We start from the raw sequence: 22231 nt of genomic DNA on the forward strand, positions 1-22231 counted from the left end.
TTTATCCCCGTTGGGCGCGAAGCGACCCCTTGAGGCAAAATCGGGCCTGCTGCGCAGGCCAGCGGGGATAAATCCCCTCGCCACAATCAGTGTCAGTGCACCGTGAGAACAATCCCCACCCGCGTCAGCCAGTCCGCCTCAAGTCCGAAATCCGCCTGGGTCAGCTGATTTTCATCCAGCCAGTTCTCCGGGAATTGCACATCGAGATGGTCGCCATTGGCGTGCAGCACCACCTGCGGCATCGCCTGGGTTCCGCGAATGTGATGGAACAGAATGGCAAACCGCAGCAGCACGCACAGGCGAATCAGCTTGATGCCGTCATCGCCGAATTCGGCGAACTTGTCCTTGGGAATATTGCGCCGATGGCCACGCACCAATAGCGCGAGCATCTGCTGGTCTTCTCGCGAGAAGCCGGCCAGATCGGAGTGCTCGATCAGGTAGGCACCGTGCTTGTGGTAGTGATAGTGAGCGATGTCGAGGCCGACTTCGTGGACTTTCGCCGCCCAGCCGAGCAGTTCGCGCCAGATGCCGTCGTCCAGTTCCCAGTCGACGGCGACCTGATCGAACGCGTGCAGGGCCTTGCGCTCGACCCGCGCCGCCTGTTCCAGATCGACGTGATAGCGCTCCATCAATGAGGTCAGGGTGCGTTCGCGCACGTCTTCGTGATGATGGCGGCCGAGCAGGTCGTAGAGCACGCCTTCACGCAGCGCGCCTTCGCAATGGTCCATGCGTTGCAGTTCGAGGGCGTCGAAGATCGCTTCGAGAATCGCCAGTCCCGCCGGGAAGATCGCGCGGCGGTCAGGCTTGATGCCTTCGAAATCGATCTTGTCGGCGTCGCCCAGCTTGAACAGCTTGCGCTTGAGCCACGCCAAGCCTTCGGCGTTGACCTCGCCGCTGCCATGGCCGCCAGCCTTCAGGGCCAGGCCGATGGCGCGAATCGTACCGGAAGAGCCGATGGCTTCATCCCAGGTCAGGCGATGCAGGGCGTGCTCGATGCTCATGATTTCCAGGCGCGCCGCCGTATAGGCCTGGGCGTAGCGGGCCGGGGTGATTTTGCCGTCCTTGAAGTAGCGCTGAGTGAAACTCACGCAGCCCATCTGCAGGCTTTCACGCAGCAACGGCTCGAAGCGCTGGCCGATGATGAATTCGGTACTGCCGCCGCCGATGTCGGCGACCAAACGTTTGCCTGGGGTGTCGGCGAGTGTGTGCGAAACGCCGAGATAGATCAGGCGCGCTTCTTCACGGCCGGAGATGACTTCTACCGTGTGGCCGAGGATTTCCTCGGCGCGGCGGATGAATTCGCCGCGGTTGCGCGCTTCACGCAGGGCGTTGGTGCCGACGATGCGCACGGCGCCGAGCGGCATACCGTTGATCAGTTGGGCAAAGCGCTTGAGGCAATCGAGGCCGCGCTGCATCGATTCTTCGTTGAGCTGGCGCGCGTCGTCGATGCCGGCGGCCAGTTGCACCTTCTCGCCGAGGCGCTCGAGGATGCGGATTTCGCCGTTCTGGGCCTTGGCCACGACCATGTGAAAGCTGTTGGAGCCCAGGTCGATTGCGGCGATCAGGGACAGATTCTTGGCTTGGGATTGCGGCATGGTCAGGGGGTCTCGGTCGATAACCCCGACATCGTGCCACGATCAAACGCTGGCGCCAACGCGCATGGTTCAAACCTGATCGTTCCTACGCTCTGCGTGGGAACGATCAGGATGAGGCTGCTTCAGGCTGTCGCCTCCACCGTGCCAATAAAGTTCGCCAGCTCCGCCGTCTGCGGGTTGGCAAACAACACCTTCGGATCGCCCGCCTCATGCACCTTGCCGTGGTGCATGAAAACCAATTTATCGCCGACTTCCCGGGCAAAGCGCATTTCGTGGGTGACCATGATCAGTGTCATGCCTTCCTTGGCCAACTGCCGCACCACGCTGAGCACTTCGTTGACCAGCTCAGGGTCGAGGGCCGAGGTGATTTCATCGCACAGCAACACCTTCGGCGACATCGCCAACGCCCGGGCAATCGCCACGCGCTGTTGCTGGCCGCCGGACAGGCGATCCGGAAAGGCATCGAATTTTTCCCCGAGCCCGACCCGCTCGAGCATTTCGCGCGCCAGTTCGGCTGCCTTGGCCTTGGATACTTTCTGCACCACTTGCGGGGCGAGCATGACGTTTTCGCCGACGGTCAGGTGCGGGAACAGGTTGAACTGCTGAAAGACCATGCCGACTTTCTGTCGCAGACTGCGCAGATCGGCGCGGGCGGCGTCGAGGTATTCGCCGTCGACTTCGATCACGCCGTCGTTGATCGACTCCAGGCCATTGAGCGTGCGCAACAGGGTCGATTTGCCCGAGCCACTGCGGCCGATGATCGCCACGACCTGACCTTCCTCGACGCTGAGGTCGATGCCTTTGAGTACGTGGTGATCGCCGTAATATTTATGCAGGGCGGAAATTCTAAGCAGAGGCATGCAGTCTCCTTTCCAAGTAGCGCGCACTGAGGGACAAGGGGTAGCAGAGCAGGAAGTAGCCGAGGGCGACGAGGCCGTAGACCATGAACGGTTCGAACGTGGCGTTGGCGAGCATGCCGCCGGTCTTGGTCAGTTCGGTGAAGCCGATGATCGAGGTCACCGCTGTGCCTTTGACCACTTGCACCGAGAAGCCCACGGTCGGCGCCACGGCGATGCGCAGCGCTTGCGGCAGAATCACGTAGCGCAACTGCTCGAGTGGATAGAGCGCCAGGCTCGACGAGGCTTCCCACTGACCGTGGGGAATGGCCTCGACGCAGCCGCGCCAGATCTCCGCCAGATAGGCGCTGGTGAACAAGGTCAAAGCGATCGCCGCGGCCATCCACGGCGAAATCCCGATCCCGGCCAGTGCCACACCGAAGAACACCAGAAACAGCTGCATCAGCAGCGGCGTGCCCTGGAACAGCTCGATCCAGGTGCGGGCGATGCTGCTAGGCAGGGTGTTCTTCGAGATGCGCATCACCAGAATCAGCAGGCCGACGAGGCCGCCGCCGATGAACGCCACCAGCGACAGCGCCAGGGTCCATTGCAGGCCGGTGAGCAGGTTGCGCAGGATGTCCCAGAAAGTGAAATCGCTCATTGGCTGCTCCTCGCAATGAACCGGCGGCCGAACCAGTTGAGCAATTGGCGGATCAGCAGCGCCATGCACAGGTAGATCAGGGTGGTCAGCGCGTAGGTTTCAAAGGCGCGGAAGTTGCGTGACTGAATGAAGTTGGCGGCGAAGCTCAATTCTTCCGTGGCGATCTGCGAACACACCGCCGAGCCGAGCATGACGATGATGATCTGGCTGCTCAGCGCCGGCCAGACCTTGCCCAGCGCCGGCAGCAGGACGACGTGGCGGAACGCTTCGAAGCGCGTCATCGCCAGTGCCGCAGCCGCTTCCAGTTGCCCGCGCGGAATCGCCTGGATGCCGGCGCGGATGATTTCGGTCGAATAGGCGCCAAGGTTGATCACCATCGCCAGCACCGCCGCCTGCCACTCCGAGATCTGCATGCCGAGCGACGGCAGGCCGAAGAAGATGAAGAACAGTTGCACCAGAAACGGCGTGTTGCGGATCAACTCGACGTAGACGCCGAAGATCGCCGAGAACGGGCGGATCTGCCACGCCCGCACCAGCGCCCCGACAATCCCGACGCCGACCCCGAGCAATGCGCCGATGGCGGTCAGCTCGAGGGTGAACAGGGCGCCGCGCAGCAGCAGGTCGGTGTTTTCCACCACCGGCAAAAAATCGAACTGATAAGCCATGAAGGTCTCCCGCGCAGTCGATCAGAGATCGGCCGGCAGCGGCTCTTTCAGCCAGGTCTGCGAGTTCTTTTCCAGTGCGCCGTCAGCCTTGGCGGTGTTGAGGATGTCGTTGACCCTGGCCAGCAGCGCCGCTTCGTTCTTGTTCACACCGACGTAGACCGGCGAATCCTTGAGCTTCACCTTCAGCGCCGGTACGCGCTTGGGGTTCTTCTCGCTGATGGCCACCATCACTACGTTGCCGCTGGCGATCAGATCGACTTGCCCTGCCAGATAAGCGGCGATGGTCGAGTTGTTGTCTTCGAAACGTTTGATGGTCACGCCTTCGGGGGCGACTTTGCTCAGCTCGATGTCTTCGATGGCGCCACGGGTGACGCTGATGGTCTTGCCCTTGAGGTCGTCGAGGCTGGTGATCGCAGCGTCTGGCGGGCCGAACACGGCGAGGTAGAACGGCGCATAGGCGCGAGAGAAGTCGATGACCTTCTCGCGCTCGGCGTTTTTGCCAAGGCTGGAAATCACCAGATCGACCTTGCCCGTGGTCAGGAACGGAATGCGGTTGGTGCTGTTGACCGGCGTAAGCTCGAGTTTGACCTTGAGTTGGTCAGCCAGCAGTTTCGCCGTGTCGATATCCAGGCCGCGCGGCTTCATGTCCGGGCCGACCGAGCCGAAGGGCGGGAAGTCCTGGGGCACGGCGACTTTCAGCGTGCCGCGTTTGACCACGTCGTCCAGACCGTCGGCGTGAGCGGGAGCCTGGCACAGCAGCAGGCCGGCAAACAGGGAAGCGAGGAGGGCGCTGTAACGCTGGGTCATGGACAATCTCCGGATCGGCGGGAAGTGGTTGCTGCGATCGGACAGAGCATGGGCCGTGCCAAGAGGTGGATTTCGCCCCGGCAGGCCGCGGTAGCAGCGGCTTGGTTCGGTCTTACTGGTCTGAACAGTCAACTTGGTTTTCGCACTGCGATGGCGCATCGGCTGCCCGCGCCGAACCCCGCTGGGGCACGACTTGCCGGACTCGGCGAATAGCTTTACAACTAGCCGCACCTTGGCCCTGATGCGTCCGCAAACCATGAATTCGATCTCCCGCGCCGTACCCGAAGTGGCGCTGCAAGCGATCCGCAAACTGATCACCGAACAGGGTTTCGGCGCCGGCGATGCGTTGCCGTCGCAACGGGATCTGGCGCTGCAACTGGGCGTCAGCCGCGCTTCCTTGCGTGAAGCCTTGTCGTCGCTCAGTGCACTGGGCGTGGTCAGTATTCAGCCGGGCAAAGGCGTGTTCGTGCAGACACCAGTCGAATTGTCGCGCGGCGAAGCGCCAGGCTGGCCGTTCGCGGCGCAGGCCTCGCCGCTCGACATCTTTCAGTTGCGTTACGCGCTGGAGGGCTTTGCCGCCGGGCTTGCCGCGACAACCTTGAGTACATTTGACCTGGATGCGCTGGAAGACAACGTCGCGGCGATGCGCGAGGACTTGCGCGGCGGCGACTTCGAAGCGGCGGCGAAACTCGACTTCGAATTTCATCGGCGCATCCTCCTCGCCAGCGGCAATCAGGCGATGCTGAGCATCCTCACCGCCAGCGCCGAGATCTTTCTCGAGAGTCAGAAACTGCCGTTCATCCGCGCCGAGCGCGCCATGGAAACCTGGCAGGAACACCGCAAGATCCTCCGCGCACTGGCCCGCCGTGCGTCGGGAGCTGCGCAGAAAGCCATGCAGGAACACGTGCGCAACGCCGCACTGCGCACCGGAATCGCCTTCATCGCTCCCGCCACGGCGTGACTTGAGCTATACCCAAACTCATCAGGGGCCATAGCAACACTCAATCATCTGCGGCTTCCTGAACAAGGGAAGGGCGGCTATGATGGGCCACGTTTTTTTGCTTACAACCTGGAGAATTCCATGAGCAGCGATCTGATCAAACACGTTAGCGACGCTAGCTTCGAAGCCGACGTACTCAAGGCCGAAGGCGCTGTCCTGGTCGACTACTGGGCTGAATGGTGCGGCCCTTGCAAAATGATCGCACCGGTTCTGGACGAGATTGCCGAGACTTACAAAGGCAAGCTGACCGTCGCCAAACTGAACATCGACGAAAACCAGGAAACCCCGGCCAAGCATGGCGTGCGTGGTATCCCGACGCTGATGCTGTTCAAGAACGGCAACGTTGAAGCGACCAAAGTCGGCGCACTGTCGAAGTCGCAACTGGCGGCTTTCCTCGACGCCAACATCTGAGCGTCGCAGTAAAACGCTGAAAAAAAGCCCCGCAAATCGCGGGGCTTTTTGCGTATTCAGGGCTAGACGCTCCGAAACTCAGGTGGTACATTCGGCCCCGCACTGGTTTCTCCACTGCCCCCTGCTAGCCGTCGCCGACGCACTCCTTTTCGAATTAGTTCGCGATCCTGTCGCCTTCTCCGCGGCGCGGCCTCATTAAGCCAAAAAGCTTAATTTCCCCCCTCCATAAATGATTACGTCATTCCTATATGAATCTGACTGAACTCAAGCAAAAGCCGATTACCGAACTGCTCGAATTAGCCGAACAGATGGGCATAGAAAATATGGCCCGTTCGCGCAAGCAGGACGTGATTTTCTCCCTGCTGAAAAAACATGCGAAAAGCGGCGAGGAAATCTCCGGTGATGGCGTGCTGGAGATTCTCCAGGACGGCTTCGGCTTCCTGCGCTCCGCAGACGCTTCCTACCTCGCCGGCCCTGACGACATCTACGTCTCGCCGAGCCAGATCCGCCGCTTCAACTTGCGCACCGGTGACACCATCGTCGGCAAGATTCGTCCTCCGAAGGAAGGCGAGCGGTATTTCGCCCTGCTCAAGGTCGACACGATCAACTTTGATCGTCCGGAGAACGCGAAAAACAAGATTCTCTTCGAGAACCTGACTCCGCTGTTCCCGACCGTGCGCATGAAGATGGAAGCCGGCAACGGTTCCACCGAAGACTTGACCGGTCGCGTGATCGACCTGTGCGCACCGATCGGCAAAGGTCAGCGTGGCCTGATCGTCGCACCGCCGAAAGCCGGTAAAACCATCATGCTGCAGAACATCGCAGCGAACATCGCCCGTAACAATCCTGAAGTTCACCTGATCGTGCTGTTGATCGACGAGCGTCCGGAAGAAGTGACCGAAATGCAGCGCACCGTGCGCGGCGAAGTGGTTGCCTCGACCTTCGACGAGCCGCCGACCCGTCACGTGCAGGTTGCTGAAATGGTGATCGAGAAGGCCAAGCGCCTGGTCGAACACAAGAAAGACGTGGTGATCCTGCTCGACTCCATCACCCGTCTGGCCCGAGCCTACAACACCGTGATCCCGAGCTCCGGCAAGGTCCTGACCGGTGGTGTCGATGCCCACGCCCTGGAGAAGCCGAAGCGTTTCTTCGGCGCCGCGCGTAACATCGAAGAAGGCGGCTCGCTGACCATTATCGCCACCGCGCTGGTTGAAACCGGCTCGAAGATGGACGAAGTGATCTACGAAGAGTTCAAGGGTACCGGCAACATGGAACTGCCGCTGGATCGCAAGATCGCCGAGAAGCGTGTGTTCCCGGCCATCAACATCAACCGCTCCGGCACCCGCCGCGAAGAGTTGCTGACCGCCGACGACGAGCTGCAGCGCATGTGGATTCTGCGCAAGCTGCTGCACCCGATGGACGAAGTCGCCGCCATCGAGTTCCTGGTCGACAAACTGAAAACGACCAAGACCAACGACGAGTTCTTCTTGTCGATGAAGCGCAAGTAGTACGCCGCTGACAGAAGGAGCGCTCCGCAAGGGGCGCTTTTTTTTGTCTGCGATTTATTTGTATCTGGATTGAAGTTTGCGCGGCTGCTAACGTCGCGCCTTCAAGGGATTCTGTATCCAGAACAGGTAAGGTTTTTCATGCACACGTTTGGCAATCGCCGTGATATCGACGGCTTACGCGCGCTCGCGGTACTTCCCGTCGTGCTCTTTCATTTCGGATTCAATACATTCAGCGGCGGCTTTGTCGGCGTGGATGTTTTCTTCGTCATCTCCGGATTCCTGATCACCTCGATCCTGTTCCGTGAAATCAGCGCCAAGCGTTTCAGCTTTGTCGATTTCTGGGCGCGCCGTGCCCGCCGCATTATTCCGGCCCTGACGGTGGTCATGCTGGTGACGCTGGCGCTGGGTTGGCTGCTGCTGACAGCGAAGGATTTCTCCGAACTTGGCCGGACGGTGCGTTATCAGTCGCTGTTCATCTCCAATATTCTGTTCATGCGCGAGGACGGCTACTTCCAGCCGGCCTCCGATCTGAAACCGTTGTTGCACACCTGGTCGCTGGCGGTTGAAGAGCAGTACTACATCTTCTTCCCGTTGCTGACGGCGGTGCTGGTTCGCTATGTCAGACACTGGCGCTGGATGTTGCTGGGATTGCTGCTGATTTCCTTTGGCCTGAACATCGCCTGGATTGAGCACAAGCCGGAATTCACCTTTTTCTCTCTGCCGACCCGTGCCTGGGAATTGTTGTGCGGGGCAATGCTTGCGGTAATGCCTGCGCCGAGACAGGCCGTACGACCGTGGCTGTACCAGTTGGTCGGCATTGCCGGTCTGGCAGCGGTGCTGCTCGCCGTGTTCACGTTTGATCGCTCAACGGTGTTTCCCGGATGGGCGGCGTTGCTGCCGGTATTGGGCACCACTGCCCTGATCTGGTCAGGCGCCCAGGGACCAAGCTGGGCCGCGCGACTGTTGAGCCTGCGACCGCTGGTCTGGATCGGCCTGCTGTCTTATTCGCTGTATCTGTGGCACTGGCCGATTTACGTTTACGCCAACGCCATTTCCATCGACGGTATCCAGCCGCTCGAGGCGCTCGCCTGGATGGTGCTGGCAGTGGGTCTGGCGTGGCTGAGCCTGCGCTACATCGAATTGCCGTTTCGAGAAAAGCGTTTGCTGGGCGAACGTAAATCGATACTGGCGGGTGCGGTAGTGGCCATTGCTGTACTGGTCGCGGTCGGTTCGGCGATTCGCTCGGCCGACGGTATCCCCGGGCGCCTGAGCGGCAAGGCTCTGGAATATGCGCAGGCCCGCGAATGGCGTGCCGGGCAGATGAAATGCATGGTGGTGACGCAAGACAAATCGATCGACAAGGCCTGTCTGGTCGGCGGCGAACAGAGTACGCCGCCGACCCAGGCGTTCTGGGGTGACAGCCATGCGGCTGCGTTGATGCCGGCCATCGAGGCCAATGCCCGCCGCGACGGTCGTTCGGTGTGGTTGTTCAGTATGAGCGCCTGTCCGCCGATTCTCAGCGACGAGCCGCGCCAGCGGTGCAAGGACTTCAACCAGCAGACCATGGACAAAGTGCTCAGCCTTGGCATCAAGGACGTGGTATTGGCGTCCAATTGGAGTCTTTACGTCTATGGTCGCGAGGATGGCGACAGAAAGGTTTTGCTCAACGCCCATGACGATACCGCCCAGGCTGAGGAACGCATGGCCGCCGCGTTGCGCGCGCGGGTGGCCGCCTTGCGCGCAGCCGGCGTGCAGGTCTGGCTGTTCAAGGAGGTGCCGCTGCAACGCAAGGGCACCATTAACCGCCTGACCAGTCTGGCAAGGATTGGCCGGTCCGCCGAAGGTCTGGGGCGTCCGCTTGATGAGCATCTGGCGCGCCAGCATTTTCTCGGCAACTTGTTCACGTCCATGAGCGAAGCCGATCCGGGTGTTCACGTCATCGACCCGACGCCGATGATGTGTGCTGACGGGGTCTGCAGCATCGAGGTGAACGGCCACTCGCAGTACAAGGATGAGGACCATCTCTCGGACATTGGCAGCGCCAGGCTGAGCCCGTTGTTTGCACCAATATTGCTGGGCACAAACCGACATTGAGTACTGTCAGGCTCTGACGGACTGCTGTTTGCCCGTCAGAGCAGGTAGGATGTACGCCTATTTTGAGGGTGCCATCGTCAATGAAATTCAAGGATCTTCGGGATTTCGTGCAGCAGCTTGAGCAGCGCGGAGAGTTGAAACGCATCCAGATTCCCGTCTCGCCGGTGCTGGAGATGACTGAGGTGTGCGACCGCACGCTGCGAGCCAAGGGCCCGGCGCTGCTGTTCGAAAAACCCACCGGTTACGACATTCCGGTGCTCGGCAACCTGTTCGGCACCCCCGAGCGGGTGGCCATGGGCATGGGCGCCGAGTCGGTCAGCGAGCTGCGTGAAATCGGCAAGCTGCTGGCCTTTCTCAAGGAGCCGGAGCCGCCGAAGGGCTTGAAGGACGCCTGGTCGAAACTGCCGATCTTCCGCAAGATCATTTCCATGGCGCCGAAAGTGGTCAAAGACGCGGTGTGCCAGGAAGTGGTCATCGAAGGCGACGACGTCGATCTGGCTATGTTGCCGGTGCAGACCTGCTGGCCCGGCGACGTCGGCCCGTTGATCACTTGGGGTCTGACCGTCACCAAAGGCCCGAACAAGGAACGCCAGAACCTCGGTATCTATCGCCAGCAAGTGATCGGCCGCAACAAGGTGATCATGCGCTGGCTCAGCCACCGTGGCGGCGCCCTCGACTTTCGCGAGTGGTGCGAGAAACATCCGGGCCAGCCGTTCCCGGTGTCCGTGGCCCTTGGCGCCGATCCGGCGACGATTCTCGGTGCGGTGACGCCGGTACCGGACAGCCTCTCCGAATATGCTTTCGCAGGGCTCTTGCGCGGCAATCGCACGGAACTGGTCAAGTGCCGTGGCAACGACCTGCAAGTGCCGGCCACTGCCGAAATCATCCTTGAAGGCGTGATTCATCCGGGCGAAATGGCCGATGAAGGCCCGTATGGCGACCACACCGGATACTACAACGAAGTCGACAGCTTCCCGGTGTTCACCGTCGAGCGCATCACCCACCGGATCAAGCCGATCTACCACAGCACTTACACCGGCCGTCCGCCGGATGAGCCGGCGATTCTCGGCGTGGCGCTGAACGAAGTGTTCGTGCCGATCCTGCAGAAGCAGTTTCCGGAGATCACCGACTTCTACCTGCCGCCGGAAGGCTGCTCGTACCGCATGGCCGTGGTGACGATGAAGAAGTCGTATCCGGGGCATGCCAAGCGCGTGATGCTCGGCGTCTGGTCGTTTTTGCGACAGTTCATGTACACCAAGTTCGTTATCGTCACTGACGACGATATCAACGCCCGCGACTGGAACGACGTGATCTGGGCCATCACCACGCGCATGGACCCCAAGCGCGACACGGTGATGATCGACAACACGCCGATCGACTACCTCGATTTCGCCTCGCCGATTTCCGGCCTGGGCTCGAAAATGGGCCTGGATGCCACCCACAAGTGGCCGGGCGAAACCACCCGCGAGTGGGGCCGCGTAATCGTCAAGGACGACGCCGTCACCCAACGGATCGATGCCATCTGGAATCAGTTAGGAATAGATTGATGCGTGTAACCCTGCAGCCTTCCGGAGCCGTGCTCGAGATACAACCCGGTGAGCGGATTCTCGACGGCGCGCGGCGCCTGGGCTATGACTGCCCGCAAAGCTGCCGCAACGGCAATTGCCACGTGTGTGCCGCGCTGCTGGTCGAGGGGCGCGTCGAGCAGGCCGGCAAAGTCCACGACCATGGCGAGTTCTACACCTGCATCGCCGCACCGCTGGAAGACTGCGTGCTGTTGTGGGATGGCGTGCTCGCATTGGGTGAGCTGCCAGTGCGCAGCCTGTCGTGCCAAGTCATCGAATGCCGCGAGGTCGGCGGCGACACCTGGCGCGTGCGTCTGCGCGCACCGGCGGGCAAGCCGCCGCGCTATCACGCCGGGCAATATTTGATGATCGAGCGCGAGAGCGGCGAGAAATCGGCGTTCTCCATGGCTTCGGCACCGCACGGCGGACGTGATCTGGAAATTCATGTGCTGGCGCGCGAAACCAGTGCGTTAAGCCTGGTCGAGCAGTTGCAACGCAACCCGATGGTGCGTGTCGAGCTGCCCTTCGGCGACACACATCTTGCTGAGCTACCTGACGGTCCTCTGGTGTTGATCGCTGCCGGCACCGGCATGGGCCAGATTCACAGCCTGATCGAACATTGCCGCGCCGAAGGCTTCAAGCATCCTGTGCATCTGTACTGGGGCGTGCGCCGGCCCGAGGATTTCTATCAGATCGAGCACTGGGACGAATGGCTGAAGCTGCCCAATCTGTTCCTGCACAGGGTGGTCAGCGACCAGTGCGGCTGGGAGGGGCGCTGCGGGATGTTGCACGAGGCGGTTTGCGAGGATTTCCCCGACCTGAAGCCGCTGCACGTCTATGCCAGCGGTTCGCCAGCGATGGTCTACGGCACGCTGGACGCGCTGGTCGAGGCGGGCATGGATGCGCATCAGATGCGCGCCGATGTGTTCGCCTACGCGCCGCGCTCTTGAAAATGTGGGAGCAAGCGCGCTCCCACACTGGTTTAATGCGTAGCGCTCGCAACGCGTTATAACTCTACATATAGCCGATCGGTATTTATCTAATTGCATAAATACCGCTAGGTTATATATCAATCAGGCGATTAATCAGTGGCACTTAAATTGCCTTAAAACATATGTGCCTTATTGTTACAGCGGTGCGTTCTATTAAGTAATTCTTCACCCGCGGGGAGCTGAACGCTATTCGCCATGAGCGCCATTGAAAACGCAATTCTGAACCTGGCTTACCCTCCGCGGCTCGATCTTGGGCCGCAGCTGACGCACGAACAACTTCTCGCTTCCATGCAATCGACCATGGCGCGCCACAAGGGCGGGCCGGTGTGGCTGTTCGCGTATGGTTCGCTGATCTGGCGCCCGGAATGCACGGCAGTCGAGCGCATGCGCGGTCGCGTGCATGGCTATCATCGTGGCTTGTACCTGTGGTCCCACGAGCACCGGGGTACGCCGGAAATGCCCGGCCTGGTATTCGGTCTGGATCGCGGTGGCTCATGCAGTGGCTTTGCCTACCGTTTGCCGGAAGACGATCTCGATACGGCGCTGTATGCCTTGTGGAAACGCGAGATGCCGTTTCCGTCGTATCGCCCGCACTGGCTCAATTGCCGGCTCGAAGATGGCACTCAGGTGCAGGCCTTGGGATTTGTTCTGGAGCGTCACCTGCCGAGCTATGCCGGCAACTTGCCGGATCATGTGCTCAGCCAGGTCTTTGCCAGCGCCAGCGGGCGTTACGGCACCACTCGCGATTATGTCGAGCAGACCGTGCACGCCCTGCGCAGCCACGCCATGCCGGATCGAAATCTGGAGGCGCGGCTCAAGCGCTGTAAATCACACAGCGATCAGGCGACCGCTTCACGGCTTTGACTGGCAACTTGCTTGTGCCATAGCGTTGGCGCAAGGAAGGCCATCGCCAGCAGGCAAGCGCCGACCAGCAGGACGAAACCGCCATCCCAGCCGAAGTGGTCGACGGTGTAGCCCATCGCCGCACTGGCTGCGACCGAACCGCCCAGATAACCGAACAGGCCGGTGAAGCCCGCTGCGGTACCGGCGGCTTTCTTCGGCGCCAGTTCCAGCGCCTGCAGACCGATCAGCATCACCGGACCGTAGATCAGGAACCCGATCGACAGCAGGGCGATCATGTCGACCATCGGGTTGCCGGCCGGATTCAGCCAGTACACCAGGGTCGCAACAGTCACCAGCGCCATGAACACCATGCCGGTCAGGCCACGATTGCCACGGAAGATCTTGTCCGACATCCAGCCGCACAGCAGCGTGCCCGGAATCCCCGCCCACTCGTAGAAGAAATAGGCCCACGAGGTTTTATCCACGGTGAAGCCCTTGGCTTCCTTCAAGTAGGTCGGCGCCCAGTCCAGCACGCCGTAGCGCAGCAGGTAGACGAAGACGTTGGCCATGGCGATGTACCAAAGCATTTTGTTGCGCAGCACGTACTTGACGAAGATTTCCTTGGCGCTGAATTCGTCTTCGTGGCTGGCGTCGTAGCCTTCCGGGTAATCGTTCTTGTACTGCTCGATCGGCGGCAGGCCGACCGATTGCGGGGTGTCACGCATGGTGATGAAGGCGAATACCGCCACGCCCAGCGCTACCGCTGCCGGTACGTAGAACGCCGCGTGCCAGTCGTTGAACAGGCCCATGCCGATCAGGAACAGCGGGCCGATCAGACCGCCGCCGACGTTATGCGCCACGTTCCACACCGAGACTACGCCACCGCGTTCCTTCTGCGACCACCAATGCACCATGGTCCGCCCGCTCGGCGGCCAGCCCATGCCCTGCGCCCAGCCGTTGATGAACAACAGAATGAACATCATCGTCACGCTGGACGTTGCCCACGGCGCGAAACCGAAAATGAACATCACCCCGGCCGACACCAGCAGGCCGAACGGCAGGAAGAAGCGCGGGTTGGAGCGGTCGGACACCAGGCCCATGAGGAATTTCGACAAACCATACGCAATGGCGATCGCCGACATCGCCAGACCGAGGTCGCCACGGCTGTAGCCTTCGTCGATCAGGTACGGCATGGCCAGGGAGAAGTTCTTGCGCAGCAGGTAGTAACCGGCGTAGCCGATAAAGATACCGGCGAAGATCTGCCAGCGCAGGCGGCGGTAGGTGCTGTCTATTTTTTCTTCAGGCAAAGGAGCCTGATGTGCGGCAGGACGAAAGAAAGCAAACATTCAAGAGCTCCAGTTTTCTTGTTTTGACTGCGGATGCGAATGTTACAGTTTCGTTACCGAAAATAGCATTGCTTCACGTCGGCAAAACAGCGGAAATTTGGGCAGGTGAGCGTTCCTTTATGAACATGTCGCTCTGAGACAAGTACGGGGCGCGGAGGGAATGGTGGCTCGGGTGGGTTTCTGCGGTTTTGCGTATTTCAGAGGCGCATGTCAGTGCTGAGGCGATCCGGATCGCTGCTCCGGATCGCTCCATGTTCTTAACGAACCTGAACGACAACCTTGCCCACGGCTTTGCGCTGGCCAAGATCATCGATTGCCTGTGCGGCGTTGCTCAGTGGGTACACCTGTGACACCAGCGGTTTGAGCTTGCCCTCGGCAAACCAGGCGAACAGCTGCTGAAAGTTGGCTGCGTTGTCCTGGGGTTGGCGCTGGGCAAAGGAGCCCCAGAACACGCCGAGCACCGCCGCGCCTTTGAGCAGCGCGAGGTTGACCGGCAGTTCGGGGATGCGGCCGCTGGCGAAGCCGACTACGAGCAGGCGGCCGTTCCAGGCGATGGCGCGGATGGCCTGGTCGAACAGGTCGCCGCCGACCGGGTCGTAGATCACGTCGGCGCCCTGGCCGTCGGTGAGGCGTTTGATCTCGTCCTTGAGGCTGGCTTCGCTGTAGTTGATCAGTTCTTCGGCGCCGGCAGCCTTGGCCACCGCGAGTTTCTCGGCACTGCTGGCGGCGGCGATCACGCGGGCGCCCATGGCTTTGCCGATCTCCACCGCGGCGAGGCCGACACCACCGGATGCGCCGAGCACCAGCAGGGTTTCGCCCGGTTGCAGGTTGGCGCGTTGTTTGAGCGCGTGCATCGACGTGCCGTAGGTCATGCTGAATGCAGCAGCGATATTGAAATCCATCGACGGTGGAATCGGCAGCACGTTGTAACCAGGTACCGCCACTTGCTCGGCGAAGCTGCCCCAACCGGTCAGCGCCATGACCCGGTCGCCGACTTTCAGGTGGCTGACCTTTTCCCCGACTTCGCGCACGACGCCCGCCGCTTCACCGCCCGGCGAGAAGGGGAAGGGCGGCTTGAACTGGTATTTGCCCTCGATGATCAGCGTGTCCGGGAAATTGACCCCGGCGGCGTGCACGTCCAGCAGGATTTCGTTTTTCTTGGCGACAGGGCTGGCGACGTCTTCCAGCACCAGCGATTCGGCAGGGCCGAAGGCTTTGCACAGCACGGCTTTCATCAGGGCTATTCCTTTGGGAGTGATGGCCGATAAGTGTAGGTGTGTGAATCAACGGGTCAACGAGCATGCCCGGCCCTGATAGTCAGCCATAAGCTTGTGCTTGCGCGGCGGGTCGCTATGCTAGGCCGCAAACCGGATAAGGAGCGAATTGTGAAAGCGTGGATCATGTTGTTGCTGGCCCTGTCTCTGCCTGTGGCAGCACTGGCAGAAGAAGCCAAAGAAGGCGAGGCGCCGAAGGTCAATTACATCACCCTGAGCCCGCCGTTCGTCGGCAACTATGGCCTCGACGGCACCGCCAAACTCAAGGTCTATAAGGCCGATGTGGCCCTGCGCGTCACTGGCGAAGAGGCGACCAAACTGGTCAAGGCCAACGAGCCGCTGATCCGCAATCAGCTGGTGGCGCTGTTCACTCAGCAGACCACCGAGGCGATGGGCAGCATCGAGGGCAAGGAAAAGCTGCGTCAGGAAGCGTTGAAGCAGACCCAGCAGGTGATGAATGACGAGACTGGCAAGCCTGTTGTTGAGGATCTGTTGTTCAACAACCTGATCATTCAGTAAGTCGTTCGCTGTCCGGGCTGGCCCTATCGCTGGCAAGCCAGCTCCCACAGGTTTTTCGGGTGGTCACAAAATATGTGTCCACTGAAATCCCTGTGGGAGCTGGCTTGCCAGCGATTGCATTTTGGCAGGCGCCGAATAAATCAGGGTTTAAGGGCAAGCACCGCCGCCCACTGTTCTGGTGTAACCGGCATCACCGACAACCGCGAGCCCTTCTGCACCAATGGCAGTTCGGCCAGCGCCGTCTGCTGCTTCAGATAATCGAGCTTCAACACCCGCGCAAACGTTTCGACATGCTCGACATCGATCGCGCTCCAGGCATTTTTCTCCAGCGTAGCCTTCGGATCGAAGTAATGGCTGTCCGGCTCCAGTGCCGTCGGATCGGGATACGCTGCTTCGATTATCTTGCCGATCCCGGCAATCCCCGGCTCCGGGCAGCTGGAATGGTAGAAAAAGAACTCGTCACCGACCGCCATCGCCCGCAGGAAGTTGCGTGCCTGATAGTTGCGAACCCCGTCCCAGCGCGCCTTGCCGAGCTTTTCCAGACCCTTGATCGAGAGTTCGTCGGGCTCTGATTTCATCAGCCAGTAGGCCATGTGGTGTGCTCCTGAAGCGGTCATTGGGCAGGTTGTCGGGCAATTTTATGACAAACCGACAGTCGGTTGACGTCAGCGTTTGCGCACAGGTTCACGTTGCCGCAAAATGCCGGCCTTTAAAGCTTGACGCTGCTGCACGGCCTACGAACGGAAACCGCTGCTGTCATCGTGATGATGTGCCTTGAGGGGGGCAATCGATGAAACGCAAACCGGATTTGCTATGGACTTTGGTAATTTTGTTTGGCCTGGGCGTGGTAACCACCGGTTACGCGCAGAGTCTGTGGGCGAACAAGGCCGACGCGCCGATTGAAGTGGCGCAACAAGTACAACAGTCGACTGCTTTCAAACGCTGAACCTGTTTCTTCGACGCCGCTGTTCTGTGCGGCGTCTACTCTGCGAAATACCATGCCTTGTCTGTGACCGTGCCTTGTAACGGGACATCCCAGCTCGCCTGCGCCAGACGCTCGACCTTCTGACATTCATGGGCCAGGCCCAGCAGCGTCGGCTTGCGCCAGTTCTTGCGCCGGGCCAGATAGGCGAGGCTGCGATCATAGAATCCGCCGCCCATGCCCAGGCGCCCGCCGACATCGTCAAACCCCACCAGCGGCAACAACACCAGATCCAGCGCCCAGACCTTGCGTTGCCGAGCCAGATTGGCCCGGGGTTCAAGAATCCGGAAACGATTGGGCTTGAGCTTCTCGTCGGGGCGGATGCGCTGGAAGACCATCTTCGTTCGCGGCCAGGCGCTGAGCACCGGCAGATAAGTCGCCTTGCCACGCCGCTGGGCCTCGCGCAGCAACAGGCGCGGATCGATTTCACCGTCGGTGGGTAAATACAGAGAGATATGTTTCGCCCGGCGAAAATGCGGGTCTTGGGCCAGTTGCCGGAACAGGCCTTTGGCGGCCTGGCGTTGTTCGCCCGGCGTCAGTGCGCGGCGCGCCTTGCGCAGCAGGCGGCGGAGTTGCGGGCGGGGCAGCAGCGCGGGTTCGGTCATGGTTCGGCTTCGGCAGGTTGGACGAAAACGTACGCATAAAAAATCCGATGTCGGCATACACCGACATCGGATTCGAATCAGGCTCCCCGGATGAACCGCTGTCAACTCAGCCCTTGAACCCGAAAGTTCAAGGTGGAAGAAGCAGTAGACTTTAAGGCTTTCCGTCTAGCGGACATGCACACCAGCCCAACGTGCAACTTCCAGGGTAGTGCGAATCGGCTCCGGGACATCGTCAACTGGCAAGCACCCCAGGGAGTGCCGCGAGTATACCTCAAGCTGTCAGTCGAATCAGCCCTTGGCGGTGTTCTGATCGTCGGCCAGGACCAGATCGACACGATCGAGCAAGTCGCGCACCTGTTCGCGGGTCGAACCGCTGGCCTGGATGTCCGGACGCTCTTCTTTGTGCAACAGGTCGTGGGTGATGTTCAGCGCGGCCATCACGGCAATGCGGTCGGCGCCGATGACTTTGCCGCTGCTGCGGATCTCGCGCATCTTGCCGTCCAGGTAGCGGGCGGCGCTGACCAGATTGCTGCGTTCTTCCGGCGGGCAGATGATCGAATACTCTTTGTCGAGGATCTGCACGGTAACGCTATTGCTTGAACTCATGAGTCTTGCTCCAGGGCCTTGAGGCGCGAAATCATCGATTCGACCTTACGCCGGGCGATTTCGTTTTTTTCAATGAGGTGAGCGCGTTCCTCGCGCCAGGTTTTTTCCTGAGCTAGTAAGAGTGCGTTTTGACTCTTAAGTTGCTCGACTCGGCCAATCAGCAGTTCGAGTCTGGCCATCAGCGCTTGCAGGTCGGTGTCTTCCATTGGGTCCATGTGTTCGTCTGATGGGTGGTAACTGGCGGACAGCCTTTAATGGTCTTGGCGGGGCTGTCGATGTAGGATACAAGGCCTTCATTCTAGACATAGCGCCGTCTGGCGCCTAGCTGCCCATGACCATTGCGAATTCCCCGTACCAAGCCTTTGCCACCCTGCTGACTGCCAGCGGCCACAACGTCTCGCCTGCCGAACTGCACGGCGTGCTGCTCGGGCGCAGTTGCGCCGGCGCCGGCTTCGATCACGAAGGCTGGCTGATCGACGCCGCCGAACTGCTCGAAGGCGATATCCAGGACAACGTCCGCAATGCCCTGATCGGCCTGCAGGAGATGGTCAAGGGCGAGCTGACCGGCGACGACGTCACCGTCGTTCTGCTGCTGCCGACCGACGATGCGCCGCTGGCCGACCGCGCTGCTGCACTGGGCGAATGGTGCCAGGGCTTCCTCAGCGGTTTCGGCCTGAACTGCCGCGACAGCAGCATGCTCAGCACCGAAGCCACCGAAGTGCTGCAGGATCTGGCCGCCATTTCCCAGGTGCAGGACGCGCTGGAAGAATCCGAAGACGGCGAATCCGACTACATGGAAGTCATGGAATACCTGCGCGTCGCGCCGCTGCTGCTGTTCTCGGAAACCAAAAAAGCCGATGTGCCGCCAGCCGCCAAGCCGTCGTTGCATTAATCGCGTGCCAGGGAAAGCCATCTGCCCATGACCCATATCCCCAAAGCGGAATACAGCCGTCGCCGCAAGGCCCTGATGGCGCAGATGGAACCCAACAGCATCGCGATCCTGCCCGCCGCCGCGGTGGCCATCCGCAACCGCGACGTCGAGCATGTCTACCGTCAGGACAGCGACTTCCAGTACCTCAGCGGTTTTCCCGAGCCACAAGCCGTCATCGTCCTGATGCCCGGCCGCGAGCACGGCGAGTACATCCTGTTCTGCCGTGAACGCAACGCCGAACGCGAATTGTGGGATGGCCTGCGCGCAGGGCAGGAAGGCGCGATCCGCGAGTACGGCGCCGACGATGCTTTTCCGATTACCGACATCGACGACATCCTCCCGGGCCTGATCGAAGGCCGCGACCGGGTGTATTCGGCGATGGGCAGCAATCCCGAATTCGATCGGCACCTGATGGACTGGATCAACGTGATCCGCTCCAAGGCGCACCTCGGCGCGCAGCCGCCGAATGAATTCGTTGCCCTGGATCATCTGCTGCACGACATGCGCCTGTATAAATCGGCGGCAGAAGTGAAGGTGATGCGCGAAGCCGCGCGGATTTCGGCGCAGGCGCATATCCGCGCGATGCAGGCCAGCCGTCCGGGGCTGTATGAATACAGCCTCGAAGCCGAACTGGATTACGAATTCCGCAAGGGCGGGGCGAAGATGCCGGCCTACGGTTCGATCGTCGCCGCCGGGCGCAACAGCTGCATCCTGCATTACCAGCAGAATGACGCCTTGCTCAAGGACGGCGATCTGGTGCTGATCGACGCCGGTTGCGAGATCGACTGCTACGCCAGTGACATCACCCGCACGTGGCCGGTCAACGGCAAGTTCTCGCCGGAGCAGAAGGCGATCTACGAGTTGGTGCTGGCGTCACAGGAAGCCGCGTTCGCCGAGATCGCACCGAACAAGCACTGGAACCAGGCGCACGAAGCCACGGTGCGGGTGATCACCGCAGGTCTGGTCAAGCTTGGTTTGTTGCAGGGCGAGGTTGACGAATTGATCGCCAGCGAAGCCTACAAGGCTTTTTATATGCACCGCGCCGGCCACTGGCTGGGCATGGATGTGCATGATGTTGGCGAGTACAAGGTCGGCGGCGAATGGCGCGTGCTGGAGGTCGGCATGGCGCTGACCGTGGAGCCGGGTATCTACATCGCCGCGGACAATCAGAACGTGGCGAAGAAATGGCGCGGCATTGGCGTGCGCATCGAGGATGACGTGGTCGTGACCCGATCCGGCTGTGAAATCCTCACCAGCGGCGTGCCGAAAACCGTCGCCGAGATCGAAGCGCTGATGGCACAAGCAAGGACACATGCAGCATGAGTCGAGTCAATCTGGCAATCATCGGTGGCGGTCTGGTCGGCGCCAGTCTGGCGTTGGCGTTGCAGGCCGGGGCCAAGGCGCAGGGCTGGAAAATCGTCCTGATCGAACCGTTCGCCCCCGGCGACAGCTGGCAGCCGAGCTACGACGCCCGCTCTTCGGCACTGTCGTTCGGCTCGCGGCAGATTTATCAGCGCCTGGGCGTGTGGCAGGAAATCTCCCGCCGCGCCGAGCCGATCAAACAGATTCATGTCTCCGACCGCGGCCGCTTCTCCACCGCGCGCTTGTCGGCGATGGAAGAGGGTGTGCCAGCGCTCGGTTACGTGGTGGAAAACGCCTGGCTCGGCCAGTGCCTGTGGCAGCACCTCGACAAAGACGTGATCACGTGGCGCTGCCCGGCAGAGGTCACGCGCATGGAGCCGTTGGCCGATGGCTATCGCCTGACCCTCAACGATGAAACCACGCTGGAATGCGACCTCGCGGTGCTCGCCGATGGCGGCCGCTCCGGGCTGCGCGAACAGTTGGGCATCAACGTGCGCACGCGCCCTTACAACCAGAGCGCACTGATCGCCAACATCACCCCGAGTGAAGCGCATAACGGCATGGCCTTCGAGCGCTTCACCGACGAGGGGCCGATGGCCCTGCTGCCGTTGCCGGACAATCGCTGCGCACTGGTGTGGACGCGACTGGGCATGGATGCGCAGCGTCTGACTGAATTGAGCGAGCGTGAATTCCTCAGCGAATTGCAAAGCGTGTTCGGTTACCGCCTCGGCACTTTGAAACAGGTCGGCGCACGGCATCTGTATCCGCTGTCGCTGATCGAAGCTGAAGAACAGGTGCGTTCGCATCTGGCCGTGCTCGGTAACGCCGCACACAGCCTGCACCCGATCGCCGGACAGGGCTTCAACCTGTCGCTGCGTGACGCCGACGCCTTGGCTACCGCGCTGCTGGCGAGTGATAAGCCGCTGGGCGACTTCGCTACGTTGCAGGCCTATCGCGAGCGGCAGCGCCTCGATCAGGACCTGACGGTGGGCTTCTCCGATCAGGTCACGCGCCTGTTCGGCAGCACCCAGCCGCTGGTGTCGCTGGGGCGCAACCTCGGCCTGCTCGGCCTCGACCTGCTGCCGCCAGCCAAACGCTGGTTTGCCCGGCAGGCGATGGGCCTGGGAACCCGTCCGGATGCTTGAGTGGCTGAGCAACACATTCGGCAAGGCGCGGTTGATGCGCTGGGTGATGACCTTTTATCCGCCGTATCTTGGCGCCGGAGTACGCGTTCGGCACATCAGCGATGACTTTCGCGACGTGCAGGTGTCCATGGGGTTGGGCTGGTACAACCGCAACTACGTCGGCACCCAGTTTGGTGGCAGTCTGTATTCGATGGTTGACCCGTTCTTCATGTTGATGCTTATGGAAAACCTCGGTCAGAAGTACATCGTCTGGGACAAGGCCGCCGACATCGATTTCATTGCGCCTGGCAAAGGCCCGGTGTTCGCCCGGTTCAACATCGACCAGACCCTGCTCGACGAGATCCGCCGGCAGACCGCCAACGGCGAGAAATACCTGCCGCAGTTGCAGGTCGACATTCATGACGGCGCCGGCAATCTTGTGGCGCGGGTCGGTAAAACCCTTTACGTGCGGCTCAAGCCGCAAGCGAGACAGGCCTAAAGCATG

Annotated in this window: 24 protein-coding genes and 1 other RNA gene; 13 read left to right on the forward strand and 12 right to left on the reverse strand. The window is 60.9% G+C overall.

The window, feature by feature from the left end; all coding sequences use genetic code 11:
• Positions 1-92 precede the first annotated feature (92 nt).
• The 5 genes from ppx to ACMYUN_RS16000 form a co-directional block, all read right to left on the reverse strand.
• On the reverse strand, positions 93-1595 hold the full coding sequence (gene ppx / locus ACMYUN_RS15980; protein ID WP_039757422.1) for an exopolyphosphatase: 1503 nt from the start codon (positions 1593-1595) through the stop codon (positions 93-95).
• A 122-nt stretch (positions 1596-1717) separates the two neighbouring features.
• On the reverse strand, positions 1718-2455 hold the full coding sequence (locus ACMYUN_RS15985) for an amino acid ABC transporter ATP-binding protein (protein WP_129997898.1): 738 nt from the start codon (positions 2453-2455) through the stop codon (positions 1718-1720).
• Positions 2442-3092 carry an amino acid ABC transporter permease gene (locus tag ACMYUN_RS15990; RefSeq protein WP_415761108.1) on the reverse strand — a complete coding sequence of 217 codons (651 nt, stop codon included), beginning with the start codon at positions 3090-3092 and terminating at the stop codon, positions 2442-2444. The genes ACMYUN_RS15985 and ACMYUN_RS15990 overlap by 14 nt, the downstream gene beginning before the upstream one ends.
• A complete protein-coding gene (locus ACMYUN_RS15995; RefSeq protein WP_016772622.1) occupies positions 3089-3757 on the reverse strand; it encodes an amino acid ABC transporter permease in 669 nt (222 codons plus the stop codon). The genes ACMYUN_RS15990 and ACMYUN_RS15995 overlap by 4 nt, the downstream gene beginning before the upstream one ends.
• Positions 3758-3778: 21 nt before the next feature.
• Complete coding sequence (locus tag ACMYUN_RS16000; protein WP_039757425.1) at positions 3779-4564, reverse strand: transporter substrate-binding domain-containing protein; 786 nt, start codon at positions 4562-4564, stop codon at positions 3779-3781.
• A gap of 256 nt (positions 4565-4820) precedes the next feature.
• Here ACMYUN_RS16000 and ACMYUN_RS16005 point away from each other — a divergent pair, with 256 nt between their 5' ends.
• The 7 genes from ACMYUN_RS16005 (at position 4821) to ACMYUN_RS16035 (ending at position 12998) form a co-directional block, all read left to right on the forward strand.
• The gene (locus ACMYUN_RS16005; RefSeq protein WP_415761109.1) at positions 4821-5525 is read left to right on the forward strand and encodes a FadR/GntR family transcriptional regulator; all 705 of its coding nucleotides are present in this window, start codon (positions 4821-4823) and stop codon (positions 5523-5525) included.
• 120 nt (positions 5526-5645) lie between these two features.
• Positions 5646-5975: a thioredoxin TrxA gene (gene trxA / locus ACMYUN_RS16010; RefSeq protein ID WP_003206727.1), complete on the forward strand. Its 330-nt coding sequence runs from the start codon at positions 5646-5648 to the stop codon at positions 5973-5975.
• Positions 5976-6223: 248 nt separating this feature from the next.
• Positions 6224-7483 carry a transcription termination factor Rho gene (gene rho / locus ACMYUN_RS16015; protein ID WP_003229334.1) on the forward strand — a complete coding sequence of 420 codons (1260 nt, stop codon included), beginning with the start codon at positions 6224-6226 and terminating at the stop codon, positions 7481-7483.
• Between the two features lie 138 nt (positions 7484-7621).
• Positions 7622-9577, forward strand: coding sequence for an acyltransferase family protein (locus tag ACMYUN_RS16020; protein ID WP_415761110.1), 1956 nt, complete (start codon positions 7622-7624; stop codon positions 9575-9577).
• 80 nt (positions 9578-9657) lie between these two features.
• Positions 9658-11124 carry a 4-hydroxy-3-polyprenylbenzoate decarboxylase gene (gene ubiD, locus ACMYUN_RS16025; RefSeq protein ID WP_039757427.1) on the forward strand — a complete coding sequence of 489 codons (1467 nt, stop codon included), beginning with the start codon at positions 9658-9660 and terminating at the stop codon, positions 11122-11124.
• Entirely contained in the window at positions 11124-12092 is a 969-nt protein-coding gene (locus tag ACMYUN_RS16030; protein WP_415761111.1) for a CDP-6-deoxy-delta-3,4-glucoseen reductase, read from the forward strand. Before ubiD ends, ACMYUN_RS16030 begins: the two co-directional genes overlap by 1 nt.
• 237 nt (positions 12093-12329) lie before the next feature.
• The gene (locus ACMYUN_RS16035) at positions 12330-12998 is read left to right on the forward strand and encodes a gamma-glutamylcyclotransferase (protein WP_039757429.1); all 669 of its coding nucleotides are present in this window, start codon (positions 12330-12332) and stop codon (positions 12996-12998) included.
• On the opposite strand, the gene glpT is transcribed toward ACMYUN_RS16035, so the two are convergent.
• Entirely contained in the window at positions 12974-14323 is a 1350-nt protein-coding gene (gene glpT / locus ACMYUN_RS16040; RefSeq protein ID WP_039757430.1) for a glycerol-3-phosphate transporter, read from the reverse strand. The two genes, ACMYUN_RS16035 and glpT, sit on opposite strands and share 25 nt — an antisense overlap.
• 257 nt (positions 14324-14580) lie before the next feature.
• Positions 14581-15558, reverse strand: a complete 978-nt coding sequence (locus ACMYUN_RS16045) for an NADPH:quinone oxidoreductase family protein (protein ID WP_415761112.1) — start codon at positions 15556-15558, stop codon at positions 14581-14583.
• A gap of 150 nt (positions 15559-15708) precedes the next feature.
• On the opposite strand from ACMYUN_RS16045, the gene ACMYUN_RS16050 reads away from it, so the two are divergent.
• Positions 15709-16116: a flagellar basal body-associated protein FliL gene (locus ACMYUN_RS16050; RefSeq protein ID WP_039757432.1), complete on the forward strand. Its 408-nt coding sequence runs from the start codon at positions 15709-15711 to the stop codon at positions 16114-16116.
• A 140-nt stretch (positions 16117-16256) separates the two neighbouring features.
• Here the strand turns inward: ACMYUN_RS16050 and ACMYUN_RS16055 are convergent, their stop codons facing one another.
• Positions 16257-16709, reverse strand: a complete 453-nt coding sequence (locus tag ACMYUN_RS16055) for an EVE domain-containing protein (RefSeq protein WP_415761113.1) — start codon at positions 16707-16709, stop codon at positions 16257-16259.
• 197 nt (positions 16710-16906) lie between these two features.
• Here ACMYUN_RS16055 and ACMYUN_RS16060 point away from each other — a divergent pair, with 197 nt between their 5' ends.
• A complete protein-coding gene (locus ACMYUN_RS16060; protein ID WP_007911192.1) occupies positions 16907-17062 on the forward strand; it encodes a hypothetical protein in 156 nt (51 codons plus the stop codon).
• 35 nt (positions 17063-17097) lie between these two features.
• Here ACMYUN_RS16060 and ACMYUN_RS16065 read toward each other — a convergent pair whose 3' ends face one another.
• The 4 genes from ACMYUN_RS16065 to ACMYUN_RS16080 all read right to left on the reverse strand — a co-directional run bounded on the left by ACMYUN_RS16065 (position 17098) and on the right by ACMYUN_RS16080 (position 18515).
• The gene (locus ACMYUN_RS16065) at positions 17098-17703 is read right to left on the reverse strand and encodes a 5-formyltetrahydrofolate cyclo-ligase (RefSeq protein WP_039757434.1); all 606 of its coding nucleotides are present in this window, start codon (positions 17701-17703) and stop codon (positions 17098-17100) included.
• Between the two features lie 79 nt (positions 17704-17782).
• Positions 17783-17961, reverse strand: a non-coding RNA gene (gene ssrS, locus ACMYUN_RS16070) — 6S RNA.
• 30 nt (positions 17962-17991) lie between these two features.
• Complete coding sequence (locus tag ACMYUN_RS16075) at positions 17992-18309, reverse strand: cell division protein ZapA (protein WP_016772632.1); 318 nt, start codon at positions 18307-18309, stop codon at positions 17992-17994.
• Positions 18306-18515 carry a TIGR02449 family protein gene (locus tag ACMYUN_RS16080; RefSeq protein WP_007911197.1) on the reverse strand — a complete coding sequence of 70 codons (210 nt, stop codon included), beginning with the start codon at positions 18513-18515 and terminating at the stop codon, positions 18306-18308. The genes ACMYUN_RS16075 and ACMYUN_RS16080 overlap by 4 nt, the downstream gene beginning before the upstream one ends.
• A 125-nt stretch (positions 18516-18640) precedes the next feature.
• Here ACMYUN_RS16080 and ACMYUN_RS16085 point away from each other — a divergent pair, with 125 nt between their 5' ends.
• The 4 genes from ACMYUN_RS16085 to ACMYUN_RS16100 are packed head-to-tail and all read left to right on the forward strand — an operon-like array spanning position 18641 to position 22225.
• Positions 18641-19201 (forward strand): YecA family protein, encoded by a 561-nt coding sequence (locus tag ACMYUN_RS16085; protein ID WP_016772633.1) that lies wholly within the window; start codon positions 18641-18643, stop codon positions 19199-19201.
• A 27-nt stretch (positions 19202-19228) separates the two neighbouring features.
• Positions 19229-20563 carry a Xaa-Pro aminopeptidase gene (gene pepP / locus ACMYUN_RS16090; RefSeq protein ID WP_039757435.1) on the forward strand — a complete coding sequence of 445 codons (1335 nt, stop codon included), beginning with the start codon at positions 19229-19231 and terminating at the stop codon, positions 20561-20563.
• Positions 20560-21747, forward strand: a complete 1188-nt coding sequence (ubiH, locus tag ACMYUN_RS16095) for a 2-octaprenyl-6-methoxyphenyl hydroxylase (RefSeq protein WP_415761114.1) — start codon at positions 20560-20562, stop codon at positions 21745-21747. Before pepP ends, ubiH begins: the two co-directional genes overlap by 4 nt.
• Positions 21740-22225: a DUF4442 domain-containing protein gene (locus ACMYUN_RS16100; protein WP_310403284.1), complete on the forward strand. Its 486-nt coding sequence runs from the start codon at positions 21740-21742 to the stop codon at positions 22223-22225. Before ubiH ends, ACMYUN_RS16100 begins: the two co-directional genes overlap by 8 nt.
• Positions 22226-22231: the final 6 nt, after the last annotated feature.

Source organism: Pseudomonas sp. CP4, from assembly GCF_047758505.1.
Classification (GTDB): Bacteria; Pseudomonadota; Gammaproteobacteria; order Pseudomonadales; family Pseudomonadaceae; genus Aquipseudomonas; species Aquipseudomonas fluorescens_AO.